Source organism: Curvibacter sp. GW821-FHT01G03 (genome assembly GCF_059422285.1).
Map to the genome: position 1 here is coordinate 13203 of NZ_JBWKWP010000030.1, position 25315 is coordinate 38517.

The following is a 25315-nucleotide window of genomic DNA, read 5'->3' on the forward strand; positions in this document are numbered from 1 at the left end:
GTCTGATACCCTGACCGGTATTCCGCAGCAAGCATCCGATGAAGACCACAGCACCCAAGAAAGCGGCCACCCTGCACGACGTTGCCCGTGAGGCCGGCGTCTCTCTGATCACCGCCTCGCGCGCCCTGAGCAAACCTGAACTGGTGTCCGACAAGACACTGGAGCGGGTGAAACAGGCCGTGGCCGCCACCGGTTACCTGCCCAACCTGCTGGCCGGGGGCCTCAAGTCGCGCAAGAGCCAGATGATCGCGGGCATTCTGCCGGCGGTGTCGGTGGCTCAGTTTCTGCCCACGCTGCAGGCCCTGACCGATACCCTGGCCCAGGCGGGCTACCAGCTCATCCTGGGACAGAGTGGCTACAACCAGGATCGCGAAGACGCCCTGATCAACACCATGATCAGCCGCCGCCCCGATGGCCTGTTCATGGCCGGGCTGGTGGGCTCGGCCTCAGCCCGCGAACGGCTGGTGCAGGCCGGCATTCCGGTGGTCGAATCCTGGGATTACAGCGACCGCCCGATCGACATGCTGGTGGGGTTTTCGCACCTCAAGGTGGGCGGTGCGATTGCCGGCTACTTTCTCAGCAAGGGCTGGAAACGGGTGGGCATCGCCAGTGCCGACGACCACCGGGCCCGCCAGCGCTGCGAAGGCTTCGTGGCCACCTGGGGCCGCGAGGTGCCCACCGCCTTCGTGCCCGCCCCCAGCGGGCTGGCCTTGGGGCGCCAGGCCCTGAGCCAGCTGCTGGCGCAGGCCCCCGATCTGCAGGCGATCTATTGCAGCTCCGACCAGATGGCCCAGGGCGTGATGATCGAAGCCCAGGCGCGCGGCCTGCGTGTGCCGCAAGACCTGGCCCTCTGCGGCTTTGGCAATGCCGAGTTCTCGGCCCATGTCGAGCCCGCGCTGACCACGGTGAGCGTCGATGGGCGTCTGATCGGTGAATTGTCGGCCCGCCTGATCCTGGAGCGCTGCGCGGGCCACACACCGCAGCACCCGATCGTGGACATCGGCTTCCAAATCCTGGAGCGTGCCTCGACCGCCCAAGCCGCCTGAGCGCGGCGCGGGGTCGCTGAACCGGCACCTGACCGCCTCAGGGCTTGGTGTTCAGGGCTTGATGGCGACCTTCAACACCCCGTCGCGTTGGTGCGAAAACAGGTCGTAGGCCGCCACGATCTGATCGAGCGGGTAGTGGTGGGTGACCAGAACGCCCAGATCCAGCCGGCCTGAGGCCAGCACGTTCATCAGACGGCGCATCCGCTCCTTGCCGCCCGGGCACAGCGCGGTGTTGATGCGGTGGTCACCCAGTCCAGCGGCAAACGCCGACAGCGGGATCGTCAGGTCACCGGAGTAAACGCCCAGGCTCGACAGGGTGCCCCCGGGTTTGATCACGCGCAGGCCCGCTTCGAAGGTGGCCTGGGTGCCCAGCGCCTCGATCGCCGAATCTGCTCCGCGTCCGCCTGTGAGCTTCAGCACCTCGGCCACCACATCGCACTCATGGATGTTGAGGGTCACGTCCGCCCCCAATTGCCTGGAGATGCCCAGCCGGTGGGCATTGCCGTCCACCGCGATGATGGTGGTGGCACCCAGCAGACGGGCCCCGGCCGTGGCGCACAGGCCGATCGGGCCCTGGGCAAACACCACCACGGTGTCCCCAATGCGGATATTGGCGTTCTCGGCGCCCTTGAACCCGGTGGACATGATGTCGGGGCACATCAGCACCTGCTCATCGGTCAGGCCATCGGGGATCGGGGCCAGGTTCGCCTGGGCGTCGGGCACCAGCACGTACTCGGCCTGAGTGCCATCGATCAGGTTGCCAAAGCGCCAGCCTGCTGTGGCCTTGAAGCCATGGCAGCCGCACAAGCCCTGAGGCACCAGGTAACTACCGTCCTGCGAAGGGGCACCGTCCTGGGCTGCATAGGAATTGAAATTGGGACAGATGGCCCCCGCAATCACCCGCTGCCCTTCCTGGTAGCCCTGCACGGCGCTGCCCAGCTTCTCGATCACCCCCACCGGTTCATGGCCCACGGTGAGACCGCGGGCCACCGGGTACTCCCCTTTGAGGATGTGCACATCGGTGCCGCAAATGGTGGTGGTGGTGACGCGCAGCAAGGCATCGTTGGGCCCGACATCGGGAATGCGCTTGTCGACCAGTTCAATGCGGCCGGGTTCGACAAAGACGGCGGCTTTCATCAAGGTACTCATGGGCTGACTCCTGAAGATGAGGTGCACGCAAGGGCGCGCCTTCCCACTCTAGAGCCGCTCTGCGGCGACACCATGACTCAGCGCAACAAGCACCGCCGATGCCCCCGGCCAGCCACACAGGGAGTGTTCTGGATTTGCGTTTGATCAACACCTTAAAAATCAAATCAATCATTATTTTCAGTCGGCTATTGTTCATTTTGGACTTTTAAATGATCATAGCGATACAATTGACATCGTCCATGGCGAGACAATTGATATTCACGGCAGCCACAAACACTCTGGAGCACAACATGGCCATTCCGGCTCTCAACCATCCCTGCTGGCAAAAGCTGGCCGCAGGCGGGCTCAGCAAAATCCGCACACAGCACCTGGGCACCCAACTGCTGGCCAAGCGCATCGAACGAAGTACCGATCCGCTGCCCGCACGCGCCGCCGAGCTGCATGCCTTCTTCACCAAGTGGGAACGCATTCTCCCGACCGAAGTCGCCCAACTGACCACACTCTGAGGACCGAACCATGAACAATTTGATCTCCGTGCAGGCTGCGGCCGAGCTGATCCGCCAAGGCACGCCGCTGAGCCTGGCCGGCCCCGAATCCGCACTGGACCAATTGCCTGCCGGCAACTGGATTGGCGGCACCATCCCTTATTTCATGGTGCCCAGCGGTGGCGTGGTGGTGCAAGACGGTCAGGTTTTTGCCACCGATCTGTCGCCCGTCGGCGAGGTGAGCTTTGCCAGCTACGGCCCTGAGGCCCTGGGCGACATCAGCCGCAACGGCCCCGACAACGGCTTTGCCGTGACCATCATCCCGGCCGGCAGCAGCTCGCACCAGAAGTTCGCCGCGGGGGCCGCCAACTTCGAAGACGCCTTCATCAAGCCCACGGTGGGCTGGATCGCCGGTGTGCACCTGTCGCAGCTGGGCAGCGCCACCCCCAAGGTCTACGACGGCCGCACCGCCACCAAGTACGAAGACCGCGCCGTGGTGGCCTATGTCAAGCTGCCCGAAGACAAACTGGCTTCGATCGAAATCGTCAACCTGTTTGAGCCCGGCACCGGCGACCTGCTGCAGTTCGAGCAGACCACCTTCGAAGTGGGCCAATGCCTGGTCAATGGCCAGCCGACCAACTTCGCCGCGTATGTGCGCGAACACGGCCTGGAAAACGGCCAGTTGCCCCTGGTGGGTGACTTTGCCGGCGCCCACGTGAATGCGTCGCTGCAAAGCGTGGGCGAGGCGGGCGGCAAGGTGGTGCTGTATGCACCCGTGTTCCCCGGGGTGGACTACCGCTTTGCCAAACCCGTGGGTGACTACGCCGCCGCCTTCCGCGCCCGCCTGGCCGACCAGAGCGCAGACGGCCTGGCCCTGTCGTGCAACTGCATCCTGAACTTCGTGTTCGGAGAGCTCGAAGGCAAGGCCATCGGCGGCATGGCCGGCCCCATCACCTTTGGTGAAATCGCCTACCAACTGCTGAACCAGACCATGGTGAGCGTGCGCGTGCATTGATTGCCGCGCATCCAGCCCCCGTGCCGGTGCTTTTCCGCATCGGCACGGGGGCTTTTTTTTGTCTGTCTGCCGCTGCCGACCCGGCCGCCCAAGGCTGATCCGGAGCCCACCGCCTCCCCTGGCCTGCGTCGTCACCAGTGACTTCCCGGTCCACATCCAGCCGCGCCGCAAGCGGAGGCCAGATGTCGCGCACCAGACAGATGGTGCTTTGCGTCAAAGGGTTTTCCTTAGCTGAAATGCCTTTCAGGAGGTCTATCTTTCCGCCAGTCGACAGGCTTACCCGCCGGTAACCTGATCTCGATCAAGCCAGGAAAGGTCGGTGTCCGTGCCTAAAACTGCTGCTGCAAGCGTCCAAGGGAGCCAACCGCCCGAGCCCAAGGGCTCGCCCTGGGCCACCCGCCATGAGCGGGAACCTGCGCGCCAGGCCAAGAAGGACGCCGTGTTGCTGGCAGCGGCGCGCCTGTTCACCAAGAACGGTTTCCAGCACACCTCGCTCGACGACATCGCGCGCAGCCTGGGGGTGTCCAAGCCAACGCTTTACTACTACGTCGACAACAAGGAGCAGATCCTTTTTGACTGCGTGGAGCGCGGACTGGCCGAGTTTCACACTGGCCTGGCCCAGCTGCAGGGCCAGGGGCTGAGCGGGCGTGAGCGCCTGCGCGCCGCCATGGCCTTGTACGCCAGCGTGGTGACAGGTGATTTCGGCCAATGCGTGATCCGCCTGGGCGAGGACACCCTGCCCGAAGAGCGGCGGCGCGAGTTGCGCCGCCTCAAGCGTCAGGTCGACGCCGATTTCCGGGTGCTGATCGACGAAGGCATGCTGGCCGGCTGGATCGTCACCGGCGATGCCGCCGTCGCCTCATTCACCGTGGTCGGCGCCCTGAGCGGCATCGGTCGCTGGTACCGACCGGGCCAGCACAGCGCCGAAGCCTTGCGCCACGCCGTGGACCATTGCCTGGAGATGTTGCTGCGCGGCGTCTTGAGCGAGCCCGCGGCCCACCCGGCCCGCCCCGACCAGACTGGAGACAGCATGCCCCTGACGCGTCGCGAAACCCATTTCCAGAACCGTGTGATGCGCTGCTACAGCGAACGCCCGATCAGCCTGGGCCACATGCTGCAGCGGGCCGCCCAGGCACACCCTGATGCGCCAGCCCTGGTTTCAGGCGGGCTGCGGCTGAGCTGGCGTGAGCTGCAACACACCGCCGCCCGATATGCCGCCGGCCTGGCACGCCTGGGCGTGCAGCCCGGTGACCGTGTGGCCCTGCACATGGCCAACCGGCCTGAATTCGTCTTGCTGGGGTTGGCCTGCGCCTGGATGGGCGCCGTGCTGGTGCCCATCAGCGACCGGGCCCGGGGGCTTGAGCTGGCCCATGCCCTGGCCGATTCAGCGGCGGTGGTCGTGGTGTGCGCACCCGAGCTGGTCGAGTGGTTCCCACACGACCAACCACCCGAGGCGCTGCGCTGGCGGCTGGTGTGCGGAAGCCAGGCCGTGACCGGCTTCAGCGCCCTGTCCGGCCTGTTGCAAGGCGAGGCCATGACCCAACCCCACGCCGCCCACGAAGACGATCTGGCCGTGCTGCTCTACACCTCGGGCACCACCGGCAAACCCAAGGGGGCCATGATCTGCCAGCTCAACATCATCCACTCGGTGATGCACTTTGCGCAGGTGATGGCCTTGGGCGCCCAGGAGCGCACGCTGGTGGCCGTGCCCCTGAGCCACGTCACCGGGCTGGTGGCGCAGCTCTACACGATGCTCCACTGCGCCGGCTGCCTGGTGCTGATGCCCCCCTTCAAGGCGGGCGAGTTTCTTCGACTGGCCGAGGCCGAGCGCATCACCCACACCATCATGGTGCCGGCCATGTACAACCTGTGCCTGCTGCTGCCCGATCTGCAGAACCACGATCTGCGGCACTGGCGCATCGGGGCTTTTGGGGGCGCCTCGATGTCGACCGCCACCATCGATGCGCTGGCGCAGCGCCTGCCCGGCCTGACACTGATGAACGCCTATGGCGCCACCGAGACCTGCTCGCCCGCCACGATCATGCCGCCCGGTCAGACCGACCACCACCGCGACAGCGTGGGCCAGGCCGTGCCCTGTGGCGAGGTGTGCATCGTCGACGACGAGGGCCGCGAGCTGCCGCGCGGCAGCGTGGGCGAGATCTGGATCGCCGGTCCGATGGTGGTACCGGGTTACTGGCGCAACGAGGCGGCCACCGCCAGCGAGTTCAGGGGCGGCTTCTGGCGCTCGGGCGACATCGGCAGCCTGGACGCCGAAGGCTATCTGCGCATCCTGGATCGCAAGAAAGACATCATCAACCGAGGCGGCTACAAGGTGTATTGCGCCGCGGTGGAGAACGTACTGGCCGAGCACCCTCAAGTCATCGAAGTGGCCCTGGTCGGTGTGCCCTGCGCGGTGCTGGGTGAAAGAGTGCACGCCTTCGTCACCGTGCGTGCGCTGGGTGACGACACCCAGGCCCCGGTGTTGCAGGCCTTCTGTGCAGAGCGCATGGCCGACTACGCCGTGCCCGAGACCTGGACCATCGATACCGAACCTTTGCCGCGCAACCTGAACGGCAAGATCGTCAAGCGCGAGCTGCGTCGCTCGCTCAACGCCGCCCTGACCTGACCCAAGGAGCCCGCCATGACCATCCCCAAACTGCGTGCCACCCAGCAAACCATTGTGTTTGCCCTGTTCATCGTGATGTTCCTGGGCTTCACGGTCCTGCTGCCCGGCTTTTCCAACCTGGACAACCTGCTCACGCTGCTGCAGAACGTGGCCATCCTGGGCATCCTGGGCCTGGGCATGGCGGTGGTGGTCATCGGGCGCGGCATCGACATCTCGATGATTGCCGCGCTGGCCGTACCGGCCGGCCTGATGCTGCAGATGGTCGCCAATGGGCAGTCGATCGCCTCGGCAGGGCTGATGGCGCTGGGTCTGTCGCTGGCTTTTGGCCTGATCAATGGCTGGCTGATCGCCTATGCCGAGGTGCCTTCGCTGTTCACCACCCTGGCCTCGGGCCTGTTTCTGGCCGGCCTGGGGCAGGCGGCCATCTTTCAACTGGAGGTGGTGCAATGGCCCGCGGCGCTGGACGCCGTGGCCGGCATGGGGCGCGGCTCGCTGGGGGGCATCCCCATGCCCGTGGTCATGTTCGCGCTGGCCTCGGCCCTCATGGCCTTGCTGCTGCGCAAGGTGCGCGCCGGCGCCTTCATCTACGCGATAGGCGACAACCCCTTCAGTGCCCGCGCCACCGGCCTGCCCACTCGGCCGGTGATCGTCTTTGAATACGTGCTGGCCGCCTTGATCGGCCTGTTTGCAGGCCTGGTGATGGCCGCCTCGGTCAACAGCATGCCCACCCGCATCTACAACTCGACCATGGTCTATGACGTGGTGCTGGTGGTGGTGTTGGGCGGCATCGGCCTGTCGGGTGGCCGCGGCGGCGTGGCCAACGTGGTGATCGGTACCTTGCTGATCGGCACCATGCTCAACGGCATGACCATCATGGACATTTCTTACTCGGTGCAGAACATCATCAAGGGCCTGGTGCTGCTGGCCGCCATCCTGATCGACTCGGTGCTCAACCCGCGCAACGAAGAGACAGCCCAACAGGGCGACATCTAGAGCCGCCCGCTCCCATTCTGGTTTCGGTATGCCGCACGCCCGGCCTCAGGCGCTTTTGATCCTCAAACAAGCAAGGAGACAAGCATGCACAACGCAGGAAACGCAGGAAAGTGGACGACAACCTTCGCCGGTCTGGCCCTGAGCCTGGGGCTGGCGGGCAGCGCACTGGCCCAGAGCAAGGGCCTGGATGAGCCCTTCCGTGAGGGCTACAAGAAGGCGCTGGCCGGCAAGACCGTGGGCTACATTCCGGTGGCCATGGGCTTTGACCTGGCTCAGGGCTGGTACCAAGGCCTGAAAAAGGAGCTGGAGCCCTCGGGCATGAAAGTGGTGGCCCGTGACCCGAACTGGAACACCAATGCCGGCGCCCAGGCCTTCACCTCGCTGATCGCCGAAAAGCCCGCCGCCATCGTGATCCACAACCCCGATGTGCAAACCTACGCCAAGCTGATCAAGAAGGCCGAGGACGAAGGCATCTACGTGGTGCAGATCAACATGCGCTCGGCCCAGCCCTCCACCGTGTTTGTCGGCGCCGACTGGGTGGACATCGGTGAACGCACCACCACCGCGGTGGTCGAGTCCTGCAAGGGCAAGTCCAACAAGATCGCCATTGTGCAGGGCGCCCCCACGGCAGCCGCCAGTGCCTACACCCTCAAGGGTGTGGAGAACGTGCTGGCCAAGAACCCCACCGTGAAAGTGGTGTCCAACCAGGCCGCCGACTGGGACGCCGCCAAGGCCAAGGCCCTGACCCAGACCGTGCTCAAGCAACACCCTGATCTGTGCGGCATCGTGGGCTTCTGGGACGGCATGGACATCGGCACGGCAGCGGCCATCAAGGAGGCCGGCCTGACGGGCAAGGTGTACCTCGCCACCTCGGGCGGCGGCGAGCAAAAGGGTGCATGCGACATGGTCAAGAGCGGCGGCTTCGACTACGACATCAGCTACGACGTGCCCACGCAGGCCAGCAACATGGCCGCCATGATCAAGTGGCTGGTGCAGAACGGCCTCAAGGCAGGCCAGGCGCGCCAGAACATCTACACCACGCTGATCCCGATCACCAAAGAGAACGCCGGGGCCGACGGCACCTGCTGGAAGCTGGCTGCCAAGTAAGCCGCTGCGCCTGTGCGCACATCAACCGAGCCTTGGCGCCCTCTGGGGCCGCCGGGCCGGCCCCCCAACGCCGGCGCCAGGCCCGCCCTTGCGCCAAGGGCGCCTCACCAATGGATGGAAACCTGCCATGAGTGACCCTTCAAGCACCACCTTGCCCCCCTTGCTGCAGGCCGGCGCGCCGCCGCGCCAGCACGCGGACGCCACCTCGTGGTCCGAGACGCTGACGCGCCTGCGCTATCGCTACTGGCCCGACCACTGGGTGGGCGAAATCCTGTCCAAGCGCTGGACCGAGACGGCCATCCCGGTGATCCTGCTGCTGGCGGTGCTCGTCGCCTCGGGGCAGTTGCTGCCCAACTTCTACAGCCTGGCCGTGATGGCCGACACCTTGCGGCAGGCCGGCGAGGTGGGCTTTGTGGTGCTGGGCCTGGCCCTGGTGATGATCGTGGGCGGCATCGACCTGTCGGTGGGTTCGATCTTTGCACTGACCAACTTCAGCGCGCTGATGATGATGCATGTGCTCAAGTGGCCGGTGCCGGCCGCCGTGCTGGGCACCCTGCTCACGGGCGCGGTCTTGGGGGGCATCAATGGTGTGCTGATCGGCTACCTGCGCCTGCGGGCCTTCCTCACCACCTTGATCACGCTGATCATCTTCCGCTCGCTGTACGAGATCCTGAGCCTGCGCTATTCGACCGAGATCGCCGGCAACCTGCCCGACTCGGCCTGGTGGGATTTCTTGGGCGGCGGCACGTTTCTGGAGATCCCCTCGGTGGCCTGGGTCTATGCCGTGGTGGCCATTGCGGGCCACCTGATGCTGACCCGGCTGCGCTGGGGCTGGCATGTGATGGCCATTGGCGGCTCACGCCGCTCGGCCTACAACTGTGGCATCGCTGTGCGCCGCACCGTGGCCTTGAGCTATGTGGGCAGTGGCGTGCTGACGGCCGTGGGCGGCTGCTTCTTCGCATCGCGGCTGGCCACGGCAGGCGCCGACATCGGCGTGGGCATGGAGGTGCTGGTGCTGACCGCGGCCGTGCTGGGCGGCATCAGCCTGGGTGGTGGGCGCGGCTCGGTGACCAAGGCCCTGGTCGGCACCCTGGTGGTGCTGCTGATCACCAACGGCCTGACCTCCCTGTCGGCCCCCGGCGGCGTGACACGCATGGTGTTGGCGGCCATCCTGATCGCGGCCGCCGCGATCGACGTGCGCTGGCTGAAAAACCGCCACCGCATCATCAGCAAGGTGTACGTGAGCCCCACCTACCTGCGCCTGCCAGCCGCCCCCGACTGCAGTGCCCAGGCGCCCACCGCCTGGGCCGTCAACAACAAGCTGCGCGATGTGGACCTGATCGGACTGGGCCGCATCGAAGCCCCCGAAGACGTGATCCTGGACCGCGACAACCACCTGTATGCGGGCTCGCGCCATGGCGACATCATCCGCTTCAAGGCGCCCGACTACCAGGAGATGGAGGTCTTTGCCCACATCGGCGGCCAGCCGCTGGGCATGGCGTTCGACCGCGACTGGAACCTGCTGGTCTGCGTGGGTGGCATGGGCCTGTACAAGGTGACGCCAGAGCGCGAGGTGCACTGCGTGACCGACGAGACCAACCGCAGCTGGGCCTCGATCAACGACGACAGCCGCCTGCGCCTGGCCGACGACCTGGACATCGCGCCCGATGGCCGGATCTTCTTCAGCGAGGCCACCACCCGCTATGAAATGCACGAATGGCCGGTGGACGGCTTGGAGGCCCGCGGCAACGGCCGCATCGTGTGCCACGACCCGCGTGACGGCAGCACCCGCACCCTGCTGCGCGGGCTGAAGTTTCCCAACGGCATCTGCGTGGGCAGCGACGGCCAGTCCATCCTGTTTGCCGAGACCTGGGGTTGCTGCGTCAAGCGCTATTGGTTTGACGGGCCACGCCAGGGCCAGGTCGAGGTGGTGCTGGACAACCTGCCGGGCTACCCCGACAACATCAACCTGGCCTCTGACGGGCACTACTGGATGGCCCTGGTGGGCATGCGCGCGCCGGCCTACGACCTGGCCATGCGCATGCCGGGCTTCAGGCGCCGCATGGCCAAGCGGGTGCCGGTGGACGAATGGCTGTTCCCCAACATCAACACCGGCTGCGTGCTCAAGTTCAGCGAGCGCGGCGAAGTGCTTGAAACCCTGTGGGACCTGGGCGGCGAGAACCACCCCATGATCACCTCGATGCGCGAGCACCGGGGCTACCTGTACCTGGGCGGCATTTCCAACAACCGCATCGGCCGCTACAAGCTGCCCGACGCCAAGGCGGATTTCGCCCACTACGAACAACGCTGGGAGCAACGCTGATGCTGGCCACCTTCAGACAACTGAGCGACCGTTTTCTGGGCCGGGGCGATGCTGCCATCACCGTGCCGGTGATGGATGGCGCCCTGAAGCCCAACCGGGCCCTGGACGAGGCCCAGGTGGTGGCCCATCTGCCGGGTCTGAACGACCTGGCCAGCGACGGGCGCCAGCTTTGGATGAGCGCCGGCAATGCGCTGTATCGCCTGGACCAGGACGCCGGGCCCGTGGAGCAACTGCGCTTTGACCGCCCCATCACCGCGTTGGCCCTGCAAGGGCCTGAACGCCTGGCCGTGGCCCTGGGCGGCAACGAGTTGCGCATCCTGTACCGCCCCAACCAAGACCCGGTGTGGCACACCGAAGCCAGCCTGCAGACACTGGCGGGCACGCCGCTGCTCAGCGTCAACGCGTTGAGCTTTGACACCCAGGGGCGGCTGTTGTTCAGTGAAGGCTCCTCACATCACGGCACCGAGGCCTGGTGCCATGACCTGATGGCCCTGGGCCGCACGGGTCGGGTGGGCTGCTGGACACCGGGCACACCGCAGGCCGACCTGCTGGCCCAGGGGCTGCGTCATGCCTTTGGCGTGCTGGCGCTGGGCTCGCGGGTGCTGGTCAGCGAAAGCTGGCATCACCGGGTGCTGGACCTGAGCGGCGCCGGCCCGCGCCAGGGCCACTCGCTGAGCGCTGAACTGGTGGGCTACCCCTCGCGCATGGCGGTGGATGACCGTGGCGGCTTCTGGCTCAGCTGCTTTGTGTGCCGCTCGCAACTGGTCGAGTTCGTGCTGCGCGAGCCGGCCTACCGCCAACGCATGATGGCCGAGATCGATCCACGCCACTGGATCGCACCTGCGCTGTCATCGGGCCAAAGTTTTCTGGAGCCGCTGCAGGGTGCAGGCGTCAAACAGATGGGCGTGCTCAAACCCTGGGCCCCTCCGCGCTCCTATGGGCTGGTGCTCAGGGTGGCGGCCGATGGCCGGGTGCTGTCGTCCCTGCACAGCCAGGTGGACGGACAGCACCACGGCATCACGGCGGTGGCCCAGGTGGGCATGGTCTTGTACGTGGCCTCGCGCGGTGCGGGGCGCTTGTTGCGGCTGGACGCCCAGCCGACAGGGAGTCAGACATGACGGTTTCTCAGCTGGATTCCACCCACACCCCCTCACCCGCCCCCCTGGCCGACGAGGTGGTGCTGGAACTGCGCCAGGCCACCAAGAAGTACGGCGGTGTGCCAGCCGTCGACGGCGTCAATTTCGATCTGCGGCGCGGTGAGATCCACGCCCTGCTGGGCGAGAACGGCGCCGGCAAATCCACCCTGACCAAGATCATGGCCGGTGTGGTGGCGCTGAGCGAAGGGCAGATGCTGGTAGAGGGGCGCGAGGTCCAGCTCAAGACCCCGCTGGAGGCCCGCGACGCGGGCATTGCCATGGTGTTCCAGGAGACCAGCCTGGTCCCCACCATGACCGTGGCACAGAACCTGTTCCTGGGGCAAGAGCACTTCTTCAACCGCTTGCGCGGGGTGTACATCTCGGCGCAGCAGTTTCTGCAATCGCTCAACTTCGATGTCGACCCCACGGCCACGGTGAGCCTGCTGGGCGCCGCCAAGAAACAGATGGTGGAGATTGCCCGCGCCGTGCTGCATCAGGCCCGAATCATCATCTTTGACGAGCCCACGGCCAGCCTGACCCCCGAAGAGAAGAAATACTTCTTCGACCTGATGCTCAACCTCAAGGCACGCGGCGTGTCGGTGATCTTCATCTCGCATGCGCTGGAAGAGGCGCTGCTGCTGGCCGACCGCATCACCGTGCTGCGCGATGGCCAGCACGTGGTGACTGACCTCAAACAGAACTTCGACCGCGCCCGCATCATCCAGGCCATGGTGGGCCGCGACCTGTCGCAAACCCTGTACGGGCAAAAGAAGACCCAGGTCCGGGCCCAGGGGGACTGCGTGCTGTCGGTGCGCAACCTGCGCATGGCCTCGATGGTGAAAAACAACTCGCTGTCGGTGTTTGCAGGCCAGGTGACGGGTGTGTTCGGACTGGTGGGGGCAGGCCGCACCGAGACCTTCAAGGTGGTGGCCGGCCTGATCAAGCGCGACTTCTTTCACGGCGGCGAGGTGCTGCTGCGCGGGCGCCCGGTGCGCTACCGCGTGGCACGCCAGGCCGTGGCCGATGGCATCGCCTACATCACCGAAGACCGCAAGGTGGAGGGCTTTTTCGAGACCATGTCCATCACCCAGAACATCTACATGGGCTGGCTGGGCAAGCTCGGCTCGATGGTAGGCCTGCTCGACCCGGGCCGCGCTGCCCGCATGGGCGAGCACTGGAGCCAGCTGCTCAATGTGCGCGCCATCAGCCGCGACGTGAAGGTGATCGAACTGTCGGGCGGCAACCAGCAAAAGGTGGTGATCGCCAAATCACTGGTGCAAGACCCCGATGTGATCATCTTTGACGAGCCCACCCGCGGCGTGGACGTGGGGGCCATCACCGAGATCCATGCCGAAATCAACCGACTGGCCGATGCCGGCAAAGCCGTGGTGGTGATCTCGTCCTATCTGCCCGAGGTGATGGCCCTGTCCGACCGCATCCTGGTGGCCAAACAAGGCAAAGTGGTGGTCGAGTTCTCTGCCGAGCAGGCCAGCCAGGAAGCGATCATGTACGCGGCCATCCACTGAGCGCCGGGGCCGGCCACGTCCTGGGGCCCCGGGCGCCAGTCTGGGAATCAATTCAACGCTGGCGGCCCTCCGGCCCGCGGCTCGACCCACGGATCACCAGTTGCCCCTCCAGCACCACCTTGCGGGCCGGGCGGCTCGGGTCGTCGATGCGCTGCAGCATCAGTTCGGCCGCGCTGCGGCCGATGTCGTAGGTGGGCTGGGCGATCACGGTCACGTCGACCGAGGGCAGCGCTGTCCAGTCGTTGTTGTCGAAACCGGCCAAGCCGATCTGGCCGGGCGAACGCCTGCCTGCGGCCTGCAAGGCCTGCACCGCGCCCATCAACAGCAGGCCGTTGGATGCCAGCAAGGCGTCCGGTCCGTCGGCCTGGGCCAGCAAAGCGGCGGCCGCCTCAATGCCGGCCTCGCGGGTGGGCGCCACCCGGTGCACCTCGGGGCGGAGGCCCTGAGCCTGCAAGGCGGCTTCGTAGCCGGCCTGGCGCTCCTGACCGGTGGTGCTGTGGTGGCCCACCAGCAAGGCAATGCGCCGGTAGCCCGCCGCCAGCAGGTGCTCGGTCAGCTGACGTGCTGCCGCCACGTTGTCTAGCAGCACCCGGTCCACCGGGGTGTCGGGCAGGGCACGGTCCACCATCACCACCGGAAACGGCCAGTCCGTGGGCCTGAAGCGCCGCAGGCCTTCCAGTGTGGGTGAGTAGATCACCCCGCTGGCCTGTTCGTCGGCCATCAGTTGCAGGTAGGAGTGCTCTTTTTCAGGGTTCTCGTCGGTATTGCACAAGATCAGACGCAGGCCGTGGCGGTAGGCCATGTCCTCAACCGCCCGCCCCACGTCCGTGAAAAAGGGGCTGCGGATATCGGACACGATCAGGCCCAACAGCGAGGCTCGTTGTTGTCGCAGCCGGCGGGCTGCCAGATTGGGCCGATACCCCAGGGCGGCAATCGCCTGTTCCACCTGGGCGCGCAACGCCGGTCGCACCGCCTGGGGCTGACTGAGCACCCGCGAGACCGTGGTGGTGGACACGCCGGCCTTGGCGGCCACGTCCTTGATGCTGCTCACCTGGAATCCTTTCTTTTACCGGCCTCCATGGTAACGCCCGTGAACCAACTTGGTATCGATTCCAAAAATAAACAAAATTCTGATCTGCACAATCAAATCCAGTAACCCGTTGCTTTTAATTTCTTCGCCAAAATTCGGGGTTTACCCTTGTTTTAGGCCGCTCAATGGCGCAATCATGCCCATTCCTGAGAAACGAGATCGATAATGCCGACCTGAAATCGATACCAATTTGGAGACAGAGATGCCGATCCAGGTCGAAGTCCGTCTGGGGGCTGCCCCCCACAACCGCGAAGATGCCGTGCGTGCCGCCGGCGCCCTGCTGGCCCAGGCCGGCCATGTGCTGCCGGCCTATGTGGACAGCCTGTTGCAACGCGAAAAGCTGGCCAACACCTTTCTGGGCCAGGGGGTGGCGATCCCGCACGGTTTGATCGAAGACCGCCACCTGGTGCAGAGCACGGGCCTGGCGGTGCTGCAGGTCCCGGCCGGGGTGCGCTGGGGGGACGACGCCAAGCAGGCCCACCTGGTGGTGGCCATTGCGGCCGCCTCGGACGAGCACATTGACGTGCTGCGCCGCCTGACCCGCCTGATGCGCAACGAGGCCTTGATGCAGCGCCTGGTCACCACCGACGATGCGCAAGACATCGTGCGCGCCCTGACCACCGATGGCGAAGCCACCGCCACCGCCACCGCCGTCCTGGAAGACTTTGCCCTGGGCCGCGAGGTGGCGCTGAGCTACCCCAACGGCTTGCATGCGCGCCCTGCCGGCCAATGGGCCCAAACCGCACAGCGCTTCGCCGCCCAGGTGCACGTGCGTTACGACCAGGTGGTGGTCGACGCCAAGAACGTGGCGGCCCTGCTGAGCCTGGGCGCCGGCCGCGGGGCCACCCTGCGCCTGTCGGCCCAGGGCCCGGATGCCGAAGCGGCCTTGCGCGCCCTGCGGGCCATCGTCGTACGGCTGGGCGAGGAGGAGGCGCGCCAGGCCCAGTTGGCCAGCTTTCGCCAGAGCCAGGCCCAAGGCCTGGGCCAGGTGCTGGGCGACTGGCAGCCCACGGCGCGCCAGACCTTCACCGGTATCGCGGCCAGCCCCGGCCTGGTGATCGGCACCCTGGTGCAGGCCGCCGGGGCGGTGCTGCAGGTCGAAGACCATTTCCGCAGCGCGCCGCAAGAGGCCGAAGCGCTTGAGCGCGCCCTGCAGGCGGCTTTGGCCGAGCTGGAAGCCGGGGCCAGCCAGGCCCGGGGGCAGGGCCAGGCTGAACAAGCCGGCATCTTCAGTGCCCACGCCGGCTTGCTGCGCGACCCCCGCCTGCTGCAGGTGGTGAGCCGCGGCATCGTGCAGGGCCACGGCGCGGCCTGGGCCTGGCGCCAGTCCCTGAACGAGCGGGTAGCAGCCCAGCGGGCGCTGCCCGACGCCACCCTGGCCGCGCGTGCGGCGGATCTGCAGGATGCCGGCGACCGCGTGCTGCGTCACCTGCTGGGCCTGCCCACGCAGGCGCTGGGCGACACCTGGCCGGGCGACGCCATCCTGCTGGCCGACGACCTGTCGCCCTCTTTCACCGCCCAGCTCGACCCGACCCGCGTGCGTGGCTTCTGCACCGCCAGCGGGGGCCCCACGGCCCACACCGCCATCCTGGCCCGCGCCCTGGGCCTGCCGGCCCTGGTGGCCGGCGGCCCCGATCTGCTGCAGGCCGAGAGCGGCACCCTCGCCATCCTCGACGGCTACCGGGGCCGTTTGTATGTGGGGCCCAGCGCCACCGCCCTGATCGAGGCGCAGGAACAAATCGAGGGGCTGACCCGCCGGCAGGCCGAAGAGGCGCGCAACCGCCTGATGCCCGCCACCACCACCGATGGGCACACCGTGGAAATCGCAGCCAACGTCAACCGCGCCGACCAGGTGGCACGGGCACTTGAGGCCGGGGCCGAGGGCGTGGGCCTGATGCGCACCGAGTTCCTGTTTCTGGAGCGCGACACCGTGCCCGACGAAGAGGCTCAGTACCTGGCCCTGCGGGCCATGGTCGAGGCCCTGGGTGGACGGCCGCTGGTCGTGCGCACGCTGGACATCGGCGGCGACAAGCAGGTACCCCACCTGCAGTTGCCGGTCGAGGACAACCCCTTCCTGGGTGTGCGCGGTGCCCGCCTGGCGCTGCGCCGCGACGACCTGCTGCTGCCCCAGCTGCGCGCCCTGTGCCGCGCCGCCCGGCACGGCCCGCTGCAGATCATGTTCCCGATGATCAGCACTGTGGAGGAGGTGCAGGAACTGCGCCGGCGCATGGCCCAGGTGCGCGAAGAACTGGACGCCCCCGAGGTGCCGATCGGCATCATGATCGAGGTGCCTTCGGCCGCCTTGCTGGCCGACCGGCTGGCCGCCCAGGTCGACTTCTTCTCGATCGGCACCAATGACCTGACCCAGTACGCCCTGGCCGTGGACCGCCAGCACCCCGAACTGGCCGCCATGGCCGACAGCCTTCACCCCGCCGTGCTGCGCCTGGTAGAGCGCACCGTGGCTGGCGCGCGCCGCCATGGACGCTGGGTGGGCGTTTGCGGCGGCCTGGCCGGCGAGCCTCTGGGCGCGGCCCTGCTGGTGGGCCTGGGCGTGGACGAACTCTCCATGAGCGTGGGCGATGTGGGGCCGATCAAGGCCTTGCTGCGACGCCACAGCCTGAGCGAGCTTCAGGCCATGGCCCGCCGGGCCCTGGACATGGACAGTGCCGACGAAGTGCGCGCCCTGGGCGGTGCGCTGCACGGTACGCCAAGCGGGGCTGACAGCCCGGAGGCCCAGGCATGAGCGCCCGCCTGATCACCATCACCCTCAACCCCGCCATCGACCAGACCGTGCGGCTGAGCCGTCTGGAGCCCGGCGCGGTGCACCGCGCGCTGGGCGAGCAGACCGAGGCGGGTGGCAAGGGCATCGGTGTGGCGGCGGTGCTGGCCGCCCTGGGCCGGCCGGTGACTGCCAGCGGCTGGCTGGGGGCCGACAACGACGCGGTGTTCCGCGCCGCGTTTGCCCACCACGGCATCACCGACGCCATGGTGCGCCTGCCTGGCGCCACCCGCACCAACATCAAATTGGCCGTGGCCGAACGCGGCGACAGCACCGACATCAACCTGCCCGGCCTGAGCCTGCCCGCCGAGGCCTTGCAGGCCGCAGAACAGCGCCTGCAAGAGGCCCTGGGCACCGCCGTGGCGCCGGGCGATTGGTGCGAACTGGCCGGCAGCCTTCCGCCGGGCACCGATGTGGCGCTGTGGGAGCGCCTGGCGCGCTGGCTGGCCGGACGAGGCGCCCACTTGGTGATCGACACCGGCGGCGCCGTGCTGGGGCAGTTGCTGCAACGCCTGTCCGACCCGGCCCAGGGGCCAACGGTGGCGCCCGCCTTCATCAAGCCCAACCGGGCCGAACTCGAAGAACTGGTGGGCCGGGCCCTGCCGGATGCCCAGGCCGTGGCCGAGGCGGCCCAGGCCCTGGCCGGCCGGCACGGCGTGCAGCAGATGGTGGTGTCGCTGGGCGCCGAGGGCGCGGTGATGGTCAGCCCCCAGGGCTGCTGGCTGGCCGCGGCACCGCCCGTGCCGGTGGCCACCACGGTGGGTGCCGGCGACGCCTTGGTGGCAGGCACCCTGGCGGCCCTGATGGGCGGGCAGACCATGCCGGTCGCGGGTGTGTTCGGCATGGCCTGCGCCGCCGCCCGCATCCAGCGCATTGCGCCTGGCCTGCCCCCGCTGCACCAGGTGCACGAGCTGGCCAACCACATCCACACCACCCTGATCTGACCCCCGATCTGCCCCCTTTTCACTGAGCACACGGAGACACGCATGGCGCAACTCATTGCCCTCGCGGCCAGCCAGGCTGGCCCTGCCCACAGCTTTGTCACGGGCGAGGCCCTGCGGGCCGCTGCCGAACGCCAGGGCCACCACCTGGCCCTGTGGGTCAAAAGCCCGCTGGGCGACCAAGGTGTCTGGAGCGAGACCGAACGCGCAGGCGCCCTGGCCTGCATCCTGGCCTCGGACCTGGACAGCCCCCTGCCCCCGCATCTTCAGCCCCAGGTGCCCACCCTGCGGGTGACCCCGGCCGAGGTGCTGGCCGATGCCGAGGGCGTGCTGCGGCGCGCCCTGATGCCGGCGACAGACGCTGGCGCGGCCCCAGCCATTGCCGCGACCAAGCCAGCGTCAAACAAGCCCCCAGCCCCGCAAGCCACGGCCCCCACGGCGCCGCTGCGCATCGTGGCCGTCACCTCATGCCCCACCGGGGTGGCCCACACCTTCATGGCGGCCGAGGCGCTGGAACAGGGCGCCAAGGCCCTGGGCCACCTCATCCAGGTCGAAACCCAGGGCTCGGTGGGTGCCCAGAACACCCTGAGCGCCCAAGCCATTGCCCAGGCCGACCTGGTGATCATTGCAGCCGACACCCAGGTGAACCGCGATCGCTTTGTGGGCAAGCGCCTGCATGTGACCGGCACCAAGGCCGCCATCCACGACGCAGGCGCCGTGTTCAACGAGGCGGCACGCCAGGCCGTGGTCTGGAACACCGCCACAGACCCCACAGCGGCGGCTTCGGCCAGCGCAGCACCGGCCGGCCCCCAGGCCCGCACCGGCGCCTACAAGCACCTGATGACCGGCGTGTCGTTCATGCTGCCCTTTGTGGTGGCCGGTGGCCTGTTGATTGCACTGGCCTTTGCGCTGGGCGGCATCTATGTCTATGACGATGCCCACAAAGGCACGCTGGGCTGGGTGCTGTTTCAGGTGGGGGCCAAGGCCGGCTTTGCGTTGATGCTGCCGGCCCTGGCCGGCTACATCGCCTACTCGATCGCCGACCGCCCCGGCATTGCACCGGGCATGATCGGCGGCCTGCTGGCCGGTACCGTGGGGGCCGGGTTTCTGGGGGCCATCGCGGCCGGCTTCATTGCTGGCTACAGCGTGCAGGCACTCAACCGGACCATGCGCCTGCCCCGCGGGCTGGAAGGCCTCAAGCCCGTCCTGCTGTTGCCGCTGCTGGGCGCGGCCATCACCGGCGTGCTGATGCTGATGGTGATCGGCGAACCCATGGCCGCCGTGATGAGCGCCCTCACCCACTGGCTCAAGGGCTTGCAGACCGGCAGCGCCGTGATGCTGGGCCTGGTGCTGGGCGGCATGATGGCCGTGGACATGGGCGGGCCCGTCAACAAGGCGGCCTATGTGTTCTCGACCACCTTGATCGGCTCGGGCGTGACCGAACCCATGGCCGCCGCCATGGCCGGCGGCATGACCCCGCCATTGGGCATCGCCCTGGCCTGCTGGCTGTTCCGCAGCCGCTTTCTGGCCGAAGAGCGCGACGCCGCCAAGGCCACTGCCGTGCTGGGCCTGGCCTTCATCTCCGAAGGGGCCATCCCCTACGTGGCGCGCGACCCCCTGCGCGTGATCCCGGCCTGCGTGCTCGGCTCGGCCGTGGCCGGTGGCCTGAGCATGTTCTGGCACATCGGCCTGCACGCCCCCCACGGCGGCATCTTCGTGCTGGCCATCCCGAACGCCGTCAACCAGGTGCTGCTGTATGCCGCCGCGATTGCCGTGGGCACGGTGGTGACGGCGCTGGCGCTGGGGGTGGTGAAACGGGAAGTGGCGGCCAAAGCCACCTGAACGTTCAAGGCCTGCCCTCCCCGACACCCCCTCACTTGGCAAGGATGTGAGGCAACAGGGGCCGGGAAAGCCGATTCACCCACCACTTCAGCGCCTCGCCCTCGTGGCCGATCTTCCAGCCCAGCCAGAATTGCTCGTCAGGCCGGGATTCCAGGCAGGGCAGTTCGACCAGGGTGCCGCGGGCCAATTCAGCCTGTATGCAGGCCAAGGGCAGAAAGCCATGGCCCAGCCCCGCCACCTGGTAGGCCACCTTGGCCTCCATGGAGGGCACGGTGATCCGCTTCTGGCCCAGTTGCACCCCCACCGTTCGCTCTGACAGGTGGCGTGCGCTGTCACCGACCACGATGGCGGTGTGCTTCAACAGCTGATCCCGGCTCAAGGGCTGCGGAGCCCTGGCCAAGGGGTGGGTTGGCGCCACACAAAAGCCGAAGGCGAGCGAGCCCACGTTGACCGCCCTGTACCCGCCCCCGGCCGGGCCATCCCCGGCCGCGATGACCAGATCGGCACGGTCGTCACGCAGGGCCTCCCAACTGCCGGTCAGGGCCTCGCAGGCGATGCGCAAACGGGTGCCGCAATGCAGGTCTTCGAAGGCACAGACATCTGGCGCCAAGGCGCTGGGGGGGATCAACGAGTCATGCACCAGGCGCAACTCGGACTCATAGCCGGTGGCGATCTGGCACATCCGTGACTCCAGATCGGCAGCGGCATCGAGAAGCCATCGCCCCTCTTTGAGCATCTCCCGCCCCGGGGGCGTGAGGGTGATGCGCGGCCCGTTTCGCACAAACAAGGCCATGCCCAGTTGGGATTCCAGCTTGTTGATGGCATAGGACACGGTCGATGGCACCTTGTGAAGCCGCTCCGCCGCCGCGGCGAACGAGCCATGCCTGTCAATCGCGTCCATCAACTCAATGGCTTCAAGGGTGATCTTCAACATGCGTGCACTGCCCCTCTATGTTCGGATTTTTTGATTATGAAGCATGAAACTCTTCAATCCAAGCAGGCTTTTGGAAGTGGAAACTAGCATCTCTTCATCGGAAATCGCCCACTGACGAGTTGATTCGATGAAATTGATCATCAACCAGATCGAAAGATCAACCAGTCCGGAGAGCAGCATGCTTGAACTTCGCAAAGCCGACCATCGGGGCCTCGCCAACCTGGGTTGGCTTGAGTCTCGTCACACCTTCTCATTTGGTCACTACCGCGACCCCCAGCAGCAGGGCTTTTCTGAATTGCTGGTCATCAATGACGACAGGGTGCAGGCCGAGCAGGGCTTCGGCACCCACCCGCACAACAACATGGAAATCTTTTCCTATGTGCTCGAAGGTGCGCTGGAGCACAAGGATTCGATGGGGACCGGCTCGGTCATCCACCCCGGCGACGTGCAGTTGATGAGCGCCGGCGCCGGGGTGCGGCACAGCGAGTACAACCACTCGGCAACCGAGCCGCTGCACTTTCTGCAAATCTGGATCGTGCCCAACATCCGGGCGGCCAAGCCTGGCTACCAGCAAAAGCACTTCAGCGAAGCGGACAAGCGGGGCCGGCTGGCGCTCATCATCTCGCCGGACGGTGCGGAGGGCTCACTGCGCATTCACCAGGACGCCCGCGTGTATGCCGGCCTGTTCGACGGCGACGAGGCCAGCACTTTGGCGCTGGGGCCCGACCGCTACGCCTATGTCCATGTGGCACGCGGCAGCCTGGAGGTGAACGGCCAAAGGCTCGCCGAAGGCGACGGGGCCCGTGTGCGCCATGAAGATGTGTTGCATCTGAGCGCTGGCCGGCAGGCCGAGGTGCTGGTCTTCAACCTGCCGCCGCGCGAATTGCCCTCGCGTTGACGCCCACCTCGACACCGCCTTGACCACCTGACAAATCTTCAAGACGGCATCGAACAGCCTTGGCACGATCGGTTCGCTTCCATTGATTTTTCCCCCACACCCACAAGGATCTCACCATGACACTCACCGCCACCCCGACACCCGGCGCCACCTTGCTCACGCCATCGGACCACGCCCTGATCCTGATCGACTACCAGTCACAGATGTCGTTTGCGACGCAGTCGATCGATGCCATCCAGCTGCGCAACAACGCGGCCCTGATCTCGCGCGCCGCCAAAGGCTTTGGCGTGCCCACCATCCTCACCACCGTGGCAGAAAAGAGCTTCTCCGGGCCCATGTACGAAGAGATCACCTCTGCCTTCCCGGGCCAGGCACTGATCGATCGCACCTCCATGAACACCTGGGAAGACGCCAACGTGATCCAACAGGTCAATGCCATCGGGCGTGACCGCGTGGTGCTGGGCGGGCTCTGGACCTCGGTGTGCATCGTCGGCCCGGCCTTGTCCGCACTGGCTCAGGGCTATGAGGTGTATGTCATTGCCGACGCCTGCGGTGATGTGTCGGTCGAAGCCCACAACCGCGCCGTGGACCGCATGGTTCAGGCCGGCGCCCGCCCCATGACAGCGCTGCAATACCTGCTGGAACTGCAACGGGACTGGGCGCGCACCGACAGCTACGAGCTGACCACGGGCATTGCCAAGCAGTACGGCGGCGCCTATGGCCTGGGCATCACCTACGCCAAGACCATGTTCGGCGCCCACGAAGGCTGACAGGCCATGAAGCCCTATCTTTTGGCACTGGCCGTCGGTCTGTTGGTGGGTGTCATCTACGGGGCGCTCAATGTGCGGTCACCAGCGCCCCCCGTGATTGCGCTGGTCGGCCTGCTGGGCATCCTGGCGGGCGAGCAGATCCCGTCTCTGCTCAGGCAGGTGCTTCAGGAGCGCGCGCACCGCGTGTCCTGGTTGAATGAGCAGGTCAAACCGCACATGTTCGGGCACCTGCCCAAAGCCCCGGTGAGGGCCCGTGAAACCAACGCCGAAAGGCAGGACAGCTGATGAACCCCGACAACCATCCCGACCTGATCCTCCACCGTGGCCTGTTCACCACGCTCGATCGCAGCCAGCCCCATGCCAGCGCCGTGGCCATCCGGGACGGGCGATTTCAGCAGGTGGGGCGCGATCACGAGATCCTGCCGCTGGCAGGCCCGAACACCCGGGTCATCGACCTGCGCGGCAAGCGCGTCCTGCCCGGCCTGATCGACAACCACATCCACATCATCCGCGGCGGTCTGAACTACAACATGGAGCTGCGCTGGGATGGTGTGCGCAGCCTGGCCGACGCGATGGCCATGCTCAAGCGTCAGGTCGACCTGACCCCCGCGCCGCAGTGGGTTCGCGTGGTGGGCGGCTTCACCGAGCACCAGTTCCAGGAGAAGCGCCTGCCCACGCTGGAAGAACTCAACGCGGTCGCACCGGACACCCCCGTTTTCATCCTGCACCTGTATGACCGGGCCTTGCTCAATGGCGCCGCCTTGCGGGCCGTGGGCTACACCAAGGACACCCAGGCCCCGCCCGGAGGCGAGATCCTGCGCGACGCGGGTGGCAACCCCACCGGTCTGTTGCTCGCCAAGCCCAACGCAGGCATCTTGTATGCCACCCTGGCCAAAGGCCCCAAATTGCCCATCGACTACCAGATCAACTCGACGCGCCACTTCATGCGCGAGCTGAATCGCCTGGGCGTGACCGGGGCCATCGATGCGGGTGGCGGCTTCCAGAACTACCCGCAAGACTATGAAGTGATCCAGACGCTGGCCGATGCGGGGCAGTTGACCCTGCGCCTGGCCTACAACCTCTTCACGCAAAAGCCCAAGCAAGAGAAAGAAGACTTCCTGCAATGGACCGCCACCTCGAAGTACAAGCAGGGTGACGACTACTTTCGCCACAACGGGGCGGGCGAGATGCTGGTGTTTTCGGCCGCCGACTTTGAAGACTTCCGCCAGCCGCGCCCTGACATGGGGCCCGAGATGGAGGGCGAACTTGAGGCCGTGGTGAGTCTGCTGGCGCAGAACCGCTGGCCTTGGCGCCTGCACGCCACCTATGACGAGACCATCAGCCGAGCCCTCGACGTGTTTGAGCGCGTGAACCAAAGCGTGCCCTTGCAAGGGCTGAACTGGTTCTTTGACCACTGCGAGACGATCTCCGAGCAGTCCATCGACCGCATTGCGGCGCTGGGTGGGGGCATTGCGGTTCAGCACCGGATGGCCTATCAGGGCGAGTATTTTGTTGAGCGCTATGGCCGGGGCGCTGCCGAGGCCACCCCGCCCGTGGCCCGCATGCTCGAAAAAGGCGTGAAGGTGTCAGCGGGCACCGATGCCACCCGCGTCGCCTCGTACAACCCCTGGGTGTCCTTGTCCTGGCTGGTCACCGGCAAGACGGTGGGCGGCCTGCAGCTCTACCCGCAGCGCAATTGCCTGGACCGCGAGGCCGCCCTGCGCATGTGGACAGACAACGTGACCTGGTTCTCCAACGAGGAAGGCAAAAAGGGCCGCATCGAAGCCGGCCAACTGGCCGACCTGATGGTGCCCGATCGCGATTTCTTTGCCTGCCCCGAGTCCGAGATTGCCGACACCACCTCCTTGCTGACGCTGGTGGGTGGCAAGGTGGTGTACGCATCGGGCCTCTTCCAGGGTCACGACGAGGCCGCGCCTCCCCCTGCCATGCCGGACTGGTCTCCGGTGCGCACCTTTGGCGGCTACGCGGGCTGGGCTGACGAAGGCGGAGCCCCCTTGCAAGCCAGTTTGAAGCGTCAGGCCGCCGCCTGTGCCTGCAACGTGAGTTGCGGTGTCCATGGCCACGAACATGCCACGGCCTGGAGCCGCAAGCTGCCCATCGCCGACCTCAAGAGCTTCTGGGGGGCGCTCGGCTGCGCCTGCTGGGCCATCTGACCCCGACCGAGACGAGCATGCTCAGATCATCGACAGATCAGCCGCCCCAAGGGCCAGCGCATCACCTGGCATCGGCCATTCAATGGCTGGCCCTGCTCGGGCTTTGCGCGGCCTACCTGCAGGGGGGCGTCAACAAGCTGCTTGATTTTCCGGCAGCGATGCAGGAGATGCAGCACTTCGGACTGGCCCCCGCCCCACTCCTGGCGGGGGGCACCATCGCACTGGAACTGGGGGCGTCCCTCATGGTCCTGACGGGTTGGTGGCGTGGGCTCGCGGCCGCCCTGCTGGCGTGCTTCACCGTCGCCGCGACCTTTCTGGCCAACCGCTACTGGGCCCTGGCGCCACCGCTGCGCGACGGCGTGGCCAACGCCTTCTACGAACACCTGGGCCTGGTGGGCGGCTTCGTGCTCGTGGCCGTACAAGACTGGCGGGCTCGGCAGCGATGACGAACGCGCCCTCCCGCGACGGGAAAGCCCCGTCC

The 25315-nt window shown here is 66.8% G+C and carries 20 protein-coding genes; 17 read left to right on the top strand and 3 right to left on the bottom strand.

Annotation, left to right across the window (positions count from 1 at the left end):
- The first annotated feature begins 38 nt into the window (after positions 1-38).
- Complete coding sequence (locus AC07VS_RS27360; RefSeq protein ID WP_494752541.1) at positions 39-1046, top strand: LacI family DNA-binding transcriptional regulator; 1008 nt, start codon at positions 39-41, stop codon at positions 1044-1046.
- A 51-nt stretch (positions 1047-1097) separates the two neighbouring features.
- Here the strand turns inward: AC07VS_RS27360 and AC07VS_RS27365 are convergent, their stop codons facing one another.
- Complete coding sequence (locus tag AC07VS_RS27365; RefSeq protein WP_494657134.1) at positions 1098-2195, bottom strand: NAD(P)-dependent alcohol dehydrogenase; 1098 nt, start codon at positions 2193-2195, stop codon at positions 1098-1100.
- A 290-nt stretch (positions 2196-2485) separates the two neighbouring features.
- Here AC07VS_RS27365 and AC07VS_RS27370 point away from each other — a divergent pair, with 290 nt between their 5' ends.
- From AC07VS_RS27370 to AC07VS_RS27405, 8 genes are all read left to right on the top strand, one after another.
- The gene (locus AC07VS_RS27370; protein WP_019572347.1) at positions 2486-2701 is read left to right on the top strand and encodes a hypothetical protein; all 216 of its coding nucleotides are present in this window, start codon (positions 2486-2488) and stop codon (positions 2699-2701) included.
- Positions 2702-2711: 10 nt separating this feature from the next.
- The gene (locus AC07VS_RS27375; RefSeq protein ID WP_494657135.1) at positions 2712-3695 is read left to right on the top strand and encodes a DUF6976 family protein; all 984 of its coding nucleotides are present in this window, start codon (positions 2712-2714) and stop codon (positions 3693-3695) included.
- 319 nt (positions 3696-4014) lie between these two features.
- Entirely contained in the window at positions 4015-6321 is a 2307-nt protein-coding gene (locus AC07VS_RS27380; protein ID WP_492346086.1) for an AMP-binding protein, read from the top strand.
- 15 nt (positions 6322-6336) lie between these two features.
- Positions 6337-7314: an ABC transporter permease gene (locus AC07VS_RS27385; protein WP_492346087.1), complete on the top strand. Its 978-nt coding sequence runs from the start codon at positions 6337-6339 to the stop codon at positions 7312-7314.
- Positions 7315-7398: 84 nt separating this feature from the next.
- Positions 7399-8421 carry a sugar ABC transporter substrate-binding protein gene (locus tag AC07VS_RS27390; RefSeq protein ID WP_492346088.1) on the top strand — a complete coding sequence of 341 codons (1023 nt, stop codon included), beginning with the start codon at positions 7399-7401 and terminating at the stop codon, positions 8419-8421.
- Between the two features lie 127 nt (positions 8422-8548).
- A complete protein-coding gene (locus AC07VS_RS27395) occupies positions 8549-10744 on the top strand; it encodes an ABC transporter permease (RefSeq protein ID WP_494752542.1) in 2196 nt (731 codons plus the stop codon).
- On the top strand, positions 10744-11862 hold the full coding sequence (locus AC07VS_RS27400) for an SMP-30/gluconolactonase/LRE family protein (RefSeq protein ID WP_494752543.1): 1119 nt from the start codon (positions 10744-10746) through the stop codon (positions 11860-11862). The genes AC07VS_RS27395 and AC07VS_RS27400 overlap by 1 nt, the downstream gene beginning before the upstream one ends.
- Complete coding sequence (locus AC07VS_RS27405; RefSeq protein ID WP_492346091.1) at positions 11859-13406, top strand: sugar ABC transporter ATP-binding protein; 1548 nt, start codon at positions 11859-11861, stop codon at positions 13404-13406. The genes AC07VS_RS27400 and AC07VS_RS27405 overlap by 4 nt, the downstream gene beginning before the upstream one ends.
- A gap of 52 nt (positions 13407-13458) precedes the next feature.
- Here AC07VS_RS27405 and AC07VS_RS27410 read toward each other — a convergent pair whose 3' ends face one another.
- On the bottom strand, positions 13459-14457 hold the full coding sequence (locus tag AC07VS_RS27410; RefSeq protein WP_494752544.1) for a LacI family DNA-binding transcriptional regulator: 999 nt from the start codon (positions 14455-14457) through the stop codon (positions 13459-13461).
- A 241-nt stretch (positions 14458-14698) separates the two neighbouring features.
- Here AC07VS_RS27410 and ptsP point away from each other — a divergent pair, with 241 nt between their 5' ends.
- Genes ptsP through AC07VS_RS27425 form a run of 3 tightly spaced genes read left to right on the top strand, consistent with a single transcriptional unit; the run spans position 14699 to position 20058 of the window.
- Complete coding sequence (gene ptsP / locus AC07VS_RS27415) at positions 14699-17239, top strand: phosphoenolpyruvate--protein phosphotransferase (RefSeq protein ID WP_494752545.1); 2541 nt, start codon at positions 14699-14701, stop codon at positions 17237-17239.
- Positions 17236-18219, top strand: coding sequence for a 1-phosphofructokinase family hexose kinase (locus AC07VS_RS27420; protein WP_492346102.1), 984 nt, complete (start codon positions 17236-17238; stop codon positions 18217-18219). Before ptsP ends, AC07VS_RS27420 begins: the two co-directional genes overlap by 4 nt.
- A gap of 42 nt (positions 18220-18261) precedes the next feature.
- Positions 18262-20058 (top strand): fructose-specific PTS transporter subunit EIIC, encoded by a 1797-nt coding sequence (locus AC07VS_RS27425; RefSeq protein ID WP_494752546.1) that lies wholly within the window; start codon positions 18262-18264, stop codon positions 20056-20058.
- Positions 20059-20089: 31 nt separating this feature from the next.
- Here the strand turns inward: AC07VS_RS27425 and AC07VS_RS27430 are convergent, their stop codons facing one another.
- Positions 20090-20992, bottom strand: coding sequence for a LysR family transcriptional regulator (locus AC07VS_RS27430; RefSeq protein WP_494752547.1), 903 nt, complete (start codon positions 20990-20992; stop codon positions 20090-20092).
- A 178-nt stretch (positions 20993-21170) separates the two neighbouring features.
- Here AC07VS_RS27430 and AC07VS_RS27435 point away from each other — a divergent pair, with 178 nt between their 5' ends.
- From AC07VS_RS27435 to AC07VS_RS27455, 5 genes are all read left to right on the top strand, one after another.
- The gene (locus tag AC07VS_RS27435; RefSeq protein WP_494752548.1) at positions 21171-21890 is read left to right on the top strand and encodes a pirin family protein; all 720 of its coding nucleotides are present in this window, start codon (positions 21171-21173) and stop codon (positions 21888-21890) included.
- Between the two features lie 116 nt (positions 21891-22006).
- On the top strand, positions 22007-22660 hold the full coding sequence (locus AC07VS_RS27440) for a hydrolase (protein ID WP_492346106.1): 654 nt from the start codon (positions 22007-22009) through the stop codon (positions 22658-22660).
- Positions 22661-22666: 6 nt separating this feature from the next.
- The gene (locus AC07VS_RS27445) at positions 22667-22945 is read left to right on the top strand and encodes a DUF1427 family protein (RefSeq protein ID WP_492346107.1); all 279 of its coding nucleotides are present in this window, start codon (positions 22667-22669) and stop codon (positions 22943-22945) included.
- A complete protein-coding gene (locus AC07VS_RS27450; RefSeq protein ID WP_494752549.1) occupies positions 22945-24834 on the top strand; it encodes an amidohydrolase in 1890 nt (629 codons plus the stop codon). Before AC07VS_RS27445 ends, AC07VS_RS27450 begins: the two co-directional genes overlap by 1 nt.
- Positions 24835-24851: 17 nt before the next feature.
- Positions 24852-25280: a DoxX family protein gene (locus AC07VS_RS27455; protein WP_494752550.1), complete on the top strand. Its 429-nt coding sequence runs from the start codon at positions 24852-24854 to the stop codon at positions 25278-25280.
- Positions 25281-25315: the final 35 nt, after the last annotated feature.

What these genes read in the sequence shown, in the direction of transcription:
- AC07VS_RS27360 (WP_494752541.1), top strand. Translation starts at nt 39, where the DNA reads ATGAAGACCACAGCACCCAAGAAAGCGGCCACCCTGCACGACGTTGCC.
- AC07VS_RS27365 (WP_494657134.1), bottom strand. Translation starts at nt 2,195, where the DNA reads ATGAGTACCTTGATGAAAGCCGCCGTCTTTGTCGAACCCGGCCGCATT.
- AC07VS_RS27370 (WP_019572347.1), top strand. Translation starts at nt 2,486, where the DNA reads ATGGCCATTCCGGCTCTCAACCATCCCTGCTGGCAAAAGCTGGCCGCA.
- AC07VS_RS27375 (WP_494657135.1), top strand. Translation starts at nt 2,712, where the DNA reads ATGAACAATTTGATCTCCGTGCAGGCTGCGGCCGAGCTGATCCGCCAA.
- AC07VS_RS27385 (WP_492346087.1), top strand. Translation starts at nt 6,337, where the DNA reads ATGACCATCCCCAAACTGCGTGCCACCCAGCAAACCATTGTGTTTGCC.
- AC07VS_RS27390 (WP_492346088.1), top strand. Translation starts at nt 7,399, where the DNA reads ATGCACAACGCAGGAAACGCAGGAAAGTGGACGACAACCTTCGCCGGT.
- AC07VS_RS27395 (WP_494752542.1), top strand. Translation starts at nt 8,549, where the DNA reads ATGAGTGACCCTTCAAGCACCACCTTGCCCCCCTTGCTGCAGGCCGGC.
- AC07VS_RS27400 (WP_494752543.1), top strand. Translation starts at nt 10,744, where the DNA reads ATGCTGGCCACCTTCAGACAACTGAGCGACCGTTTTCTGGGCCGGGGC.
- AC07VS_RS27405 (WP_492346091.1), top strand. Translation starts at nt 11,859, where the DNA reads ATGACGGTTTCTCAGCTGGATTCCACCCACACCCCCTCACCCGCCCCC.
- ptsP (WP_494752545.1), top strand. Translation starts at nt 14,699, where the DNA reads ATGCCGATCCAGGTCGAAGTCCGTCTGGGGGCTGCCCCCCACAACCGC.
- AC07VS_RS27420 (WP_492346102.1), top strand. Translation starts at nt 17,236, where the DNA reads ATGAGCGCCCGCCTGATCACCATCACCCTCAACCCCGCCATCGACCAG.
- AC07VS_RS27425 (WP_494752546.1), top strand. Translation starts at nt 18,262, where the DNA reads ATGGCGCAACTCATTGCCCTCGCGGCCAGCCAGGCTGGCCCTGCCCAC.
- AC07VS_RS27430 (WP_494752547.1), bottom strand. Translation starts at nt 20,992, where the DNA reads ATGTTGAAGATCACCCTTGAAGCCATTGAGTTGATGGACGCGATTGAC.
- AC07VS_RS27435 (WP_494752548.1), top strand. Translation starts at nt 21,171, where the DNA reads ATGCTTGAACTTCGCAAAGCCGACCATCGGGGCCTCGCCAACCTGGGT.
- AC07VS_RS27440 (WP_492346106.1), top strand. Translation starts at nt 22,007, where the DNA reads ATGACACTCACCGCCACCCCGACACCCGGCGCCACCTTGCTCACGCCA.
- AC07VS_RS27445 (WP_492346107.1), top strand. Translation starts at nt 22,667, where the DNA reads ATGAAGCCCTATCTTTTGGCACTGGCCGTCGGTCTGTTGGTGGGTGTC.
- AC07VS_RS27450 (WP_494752549.1), top strand. Translation starts at nt 22,945, where the DNA reads ATGAACCCCGACAACCATCCCGACCTGATCCTCCACCGTGGCCTGTTC.
- AC07VS_RS27455 (WP_494752550.1), top strand. Translation starts at nt 24,852, where the DNA reads ATGCTCAGATCATCGACAGATCAGCCGCCCCAAGGGCCAGCGCATCAC.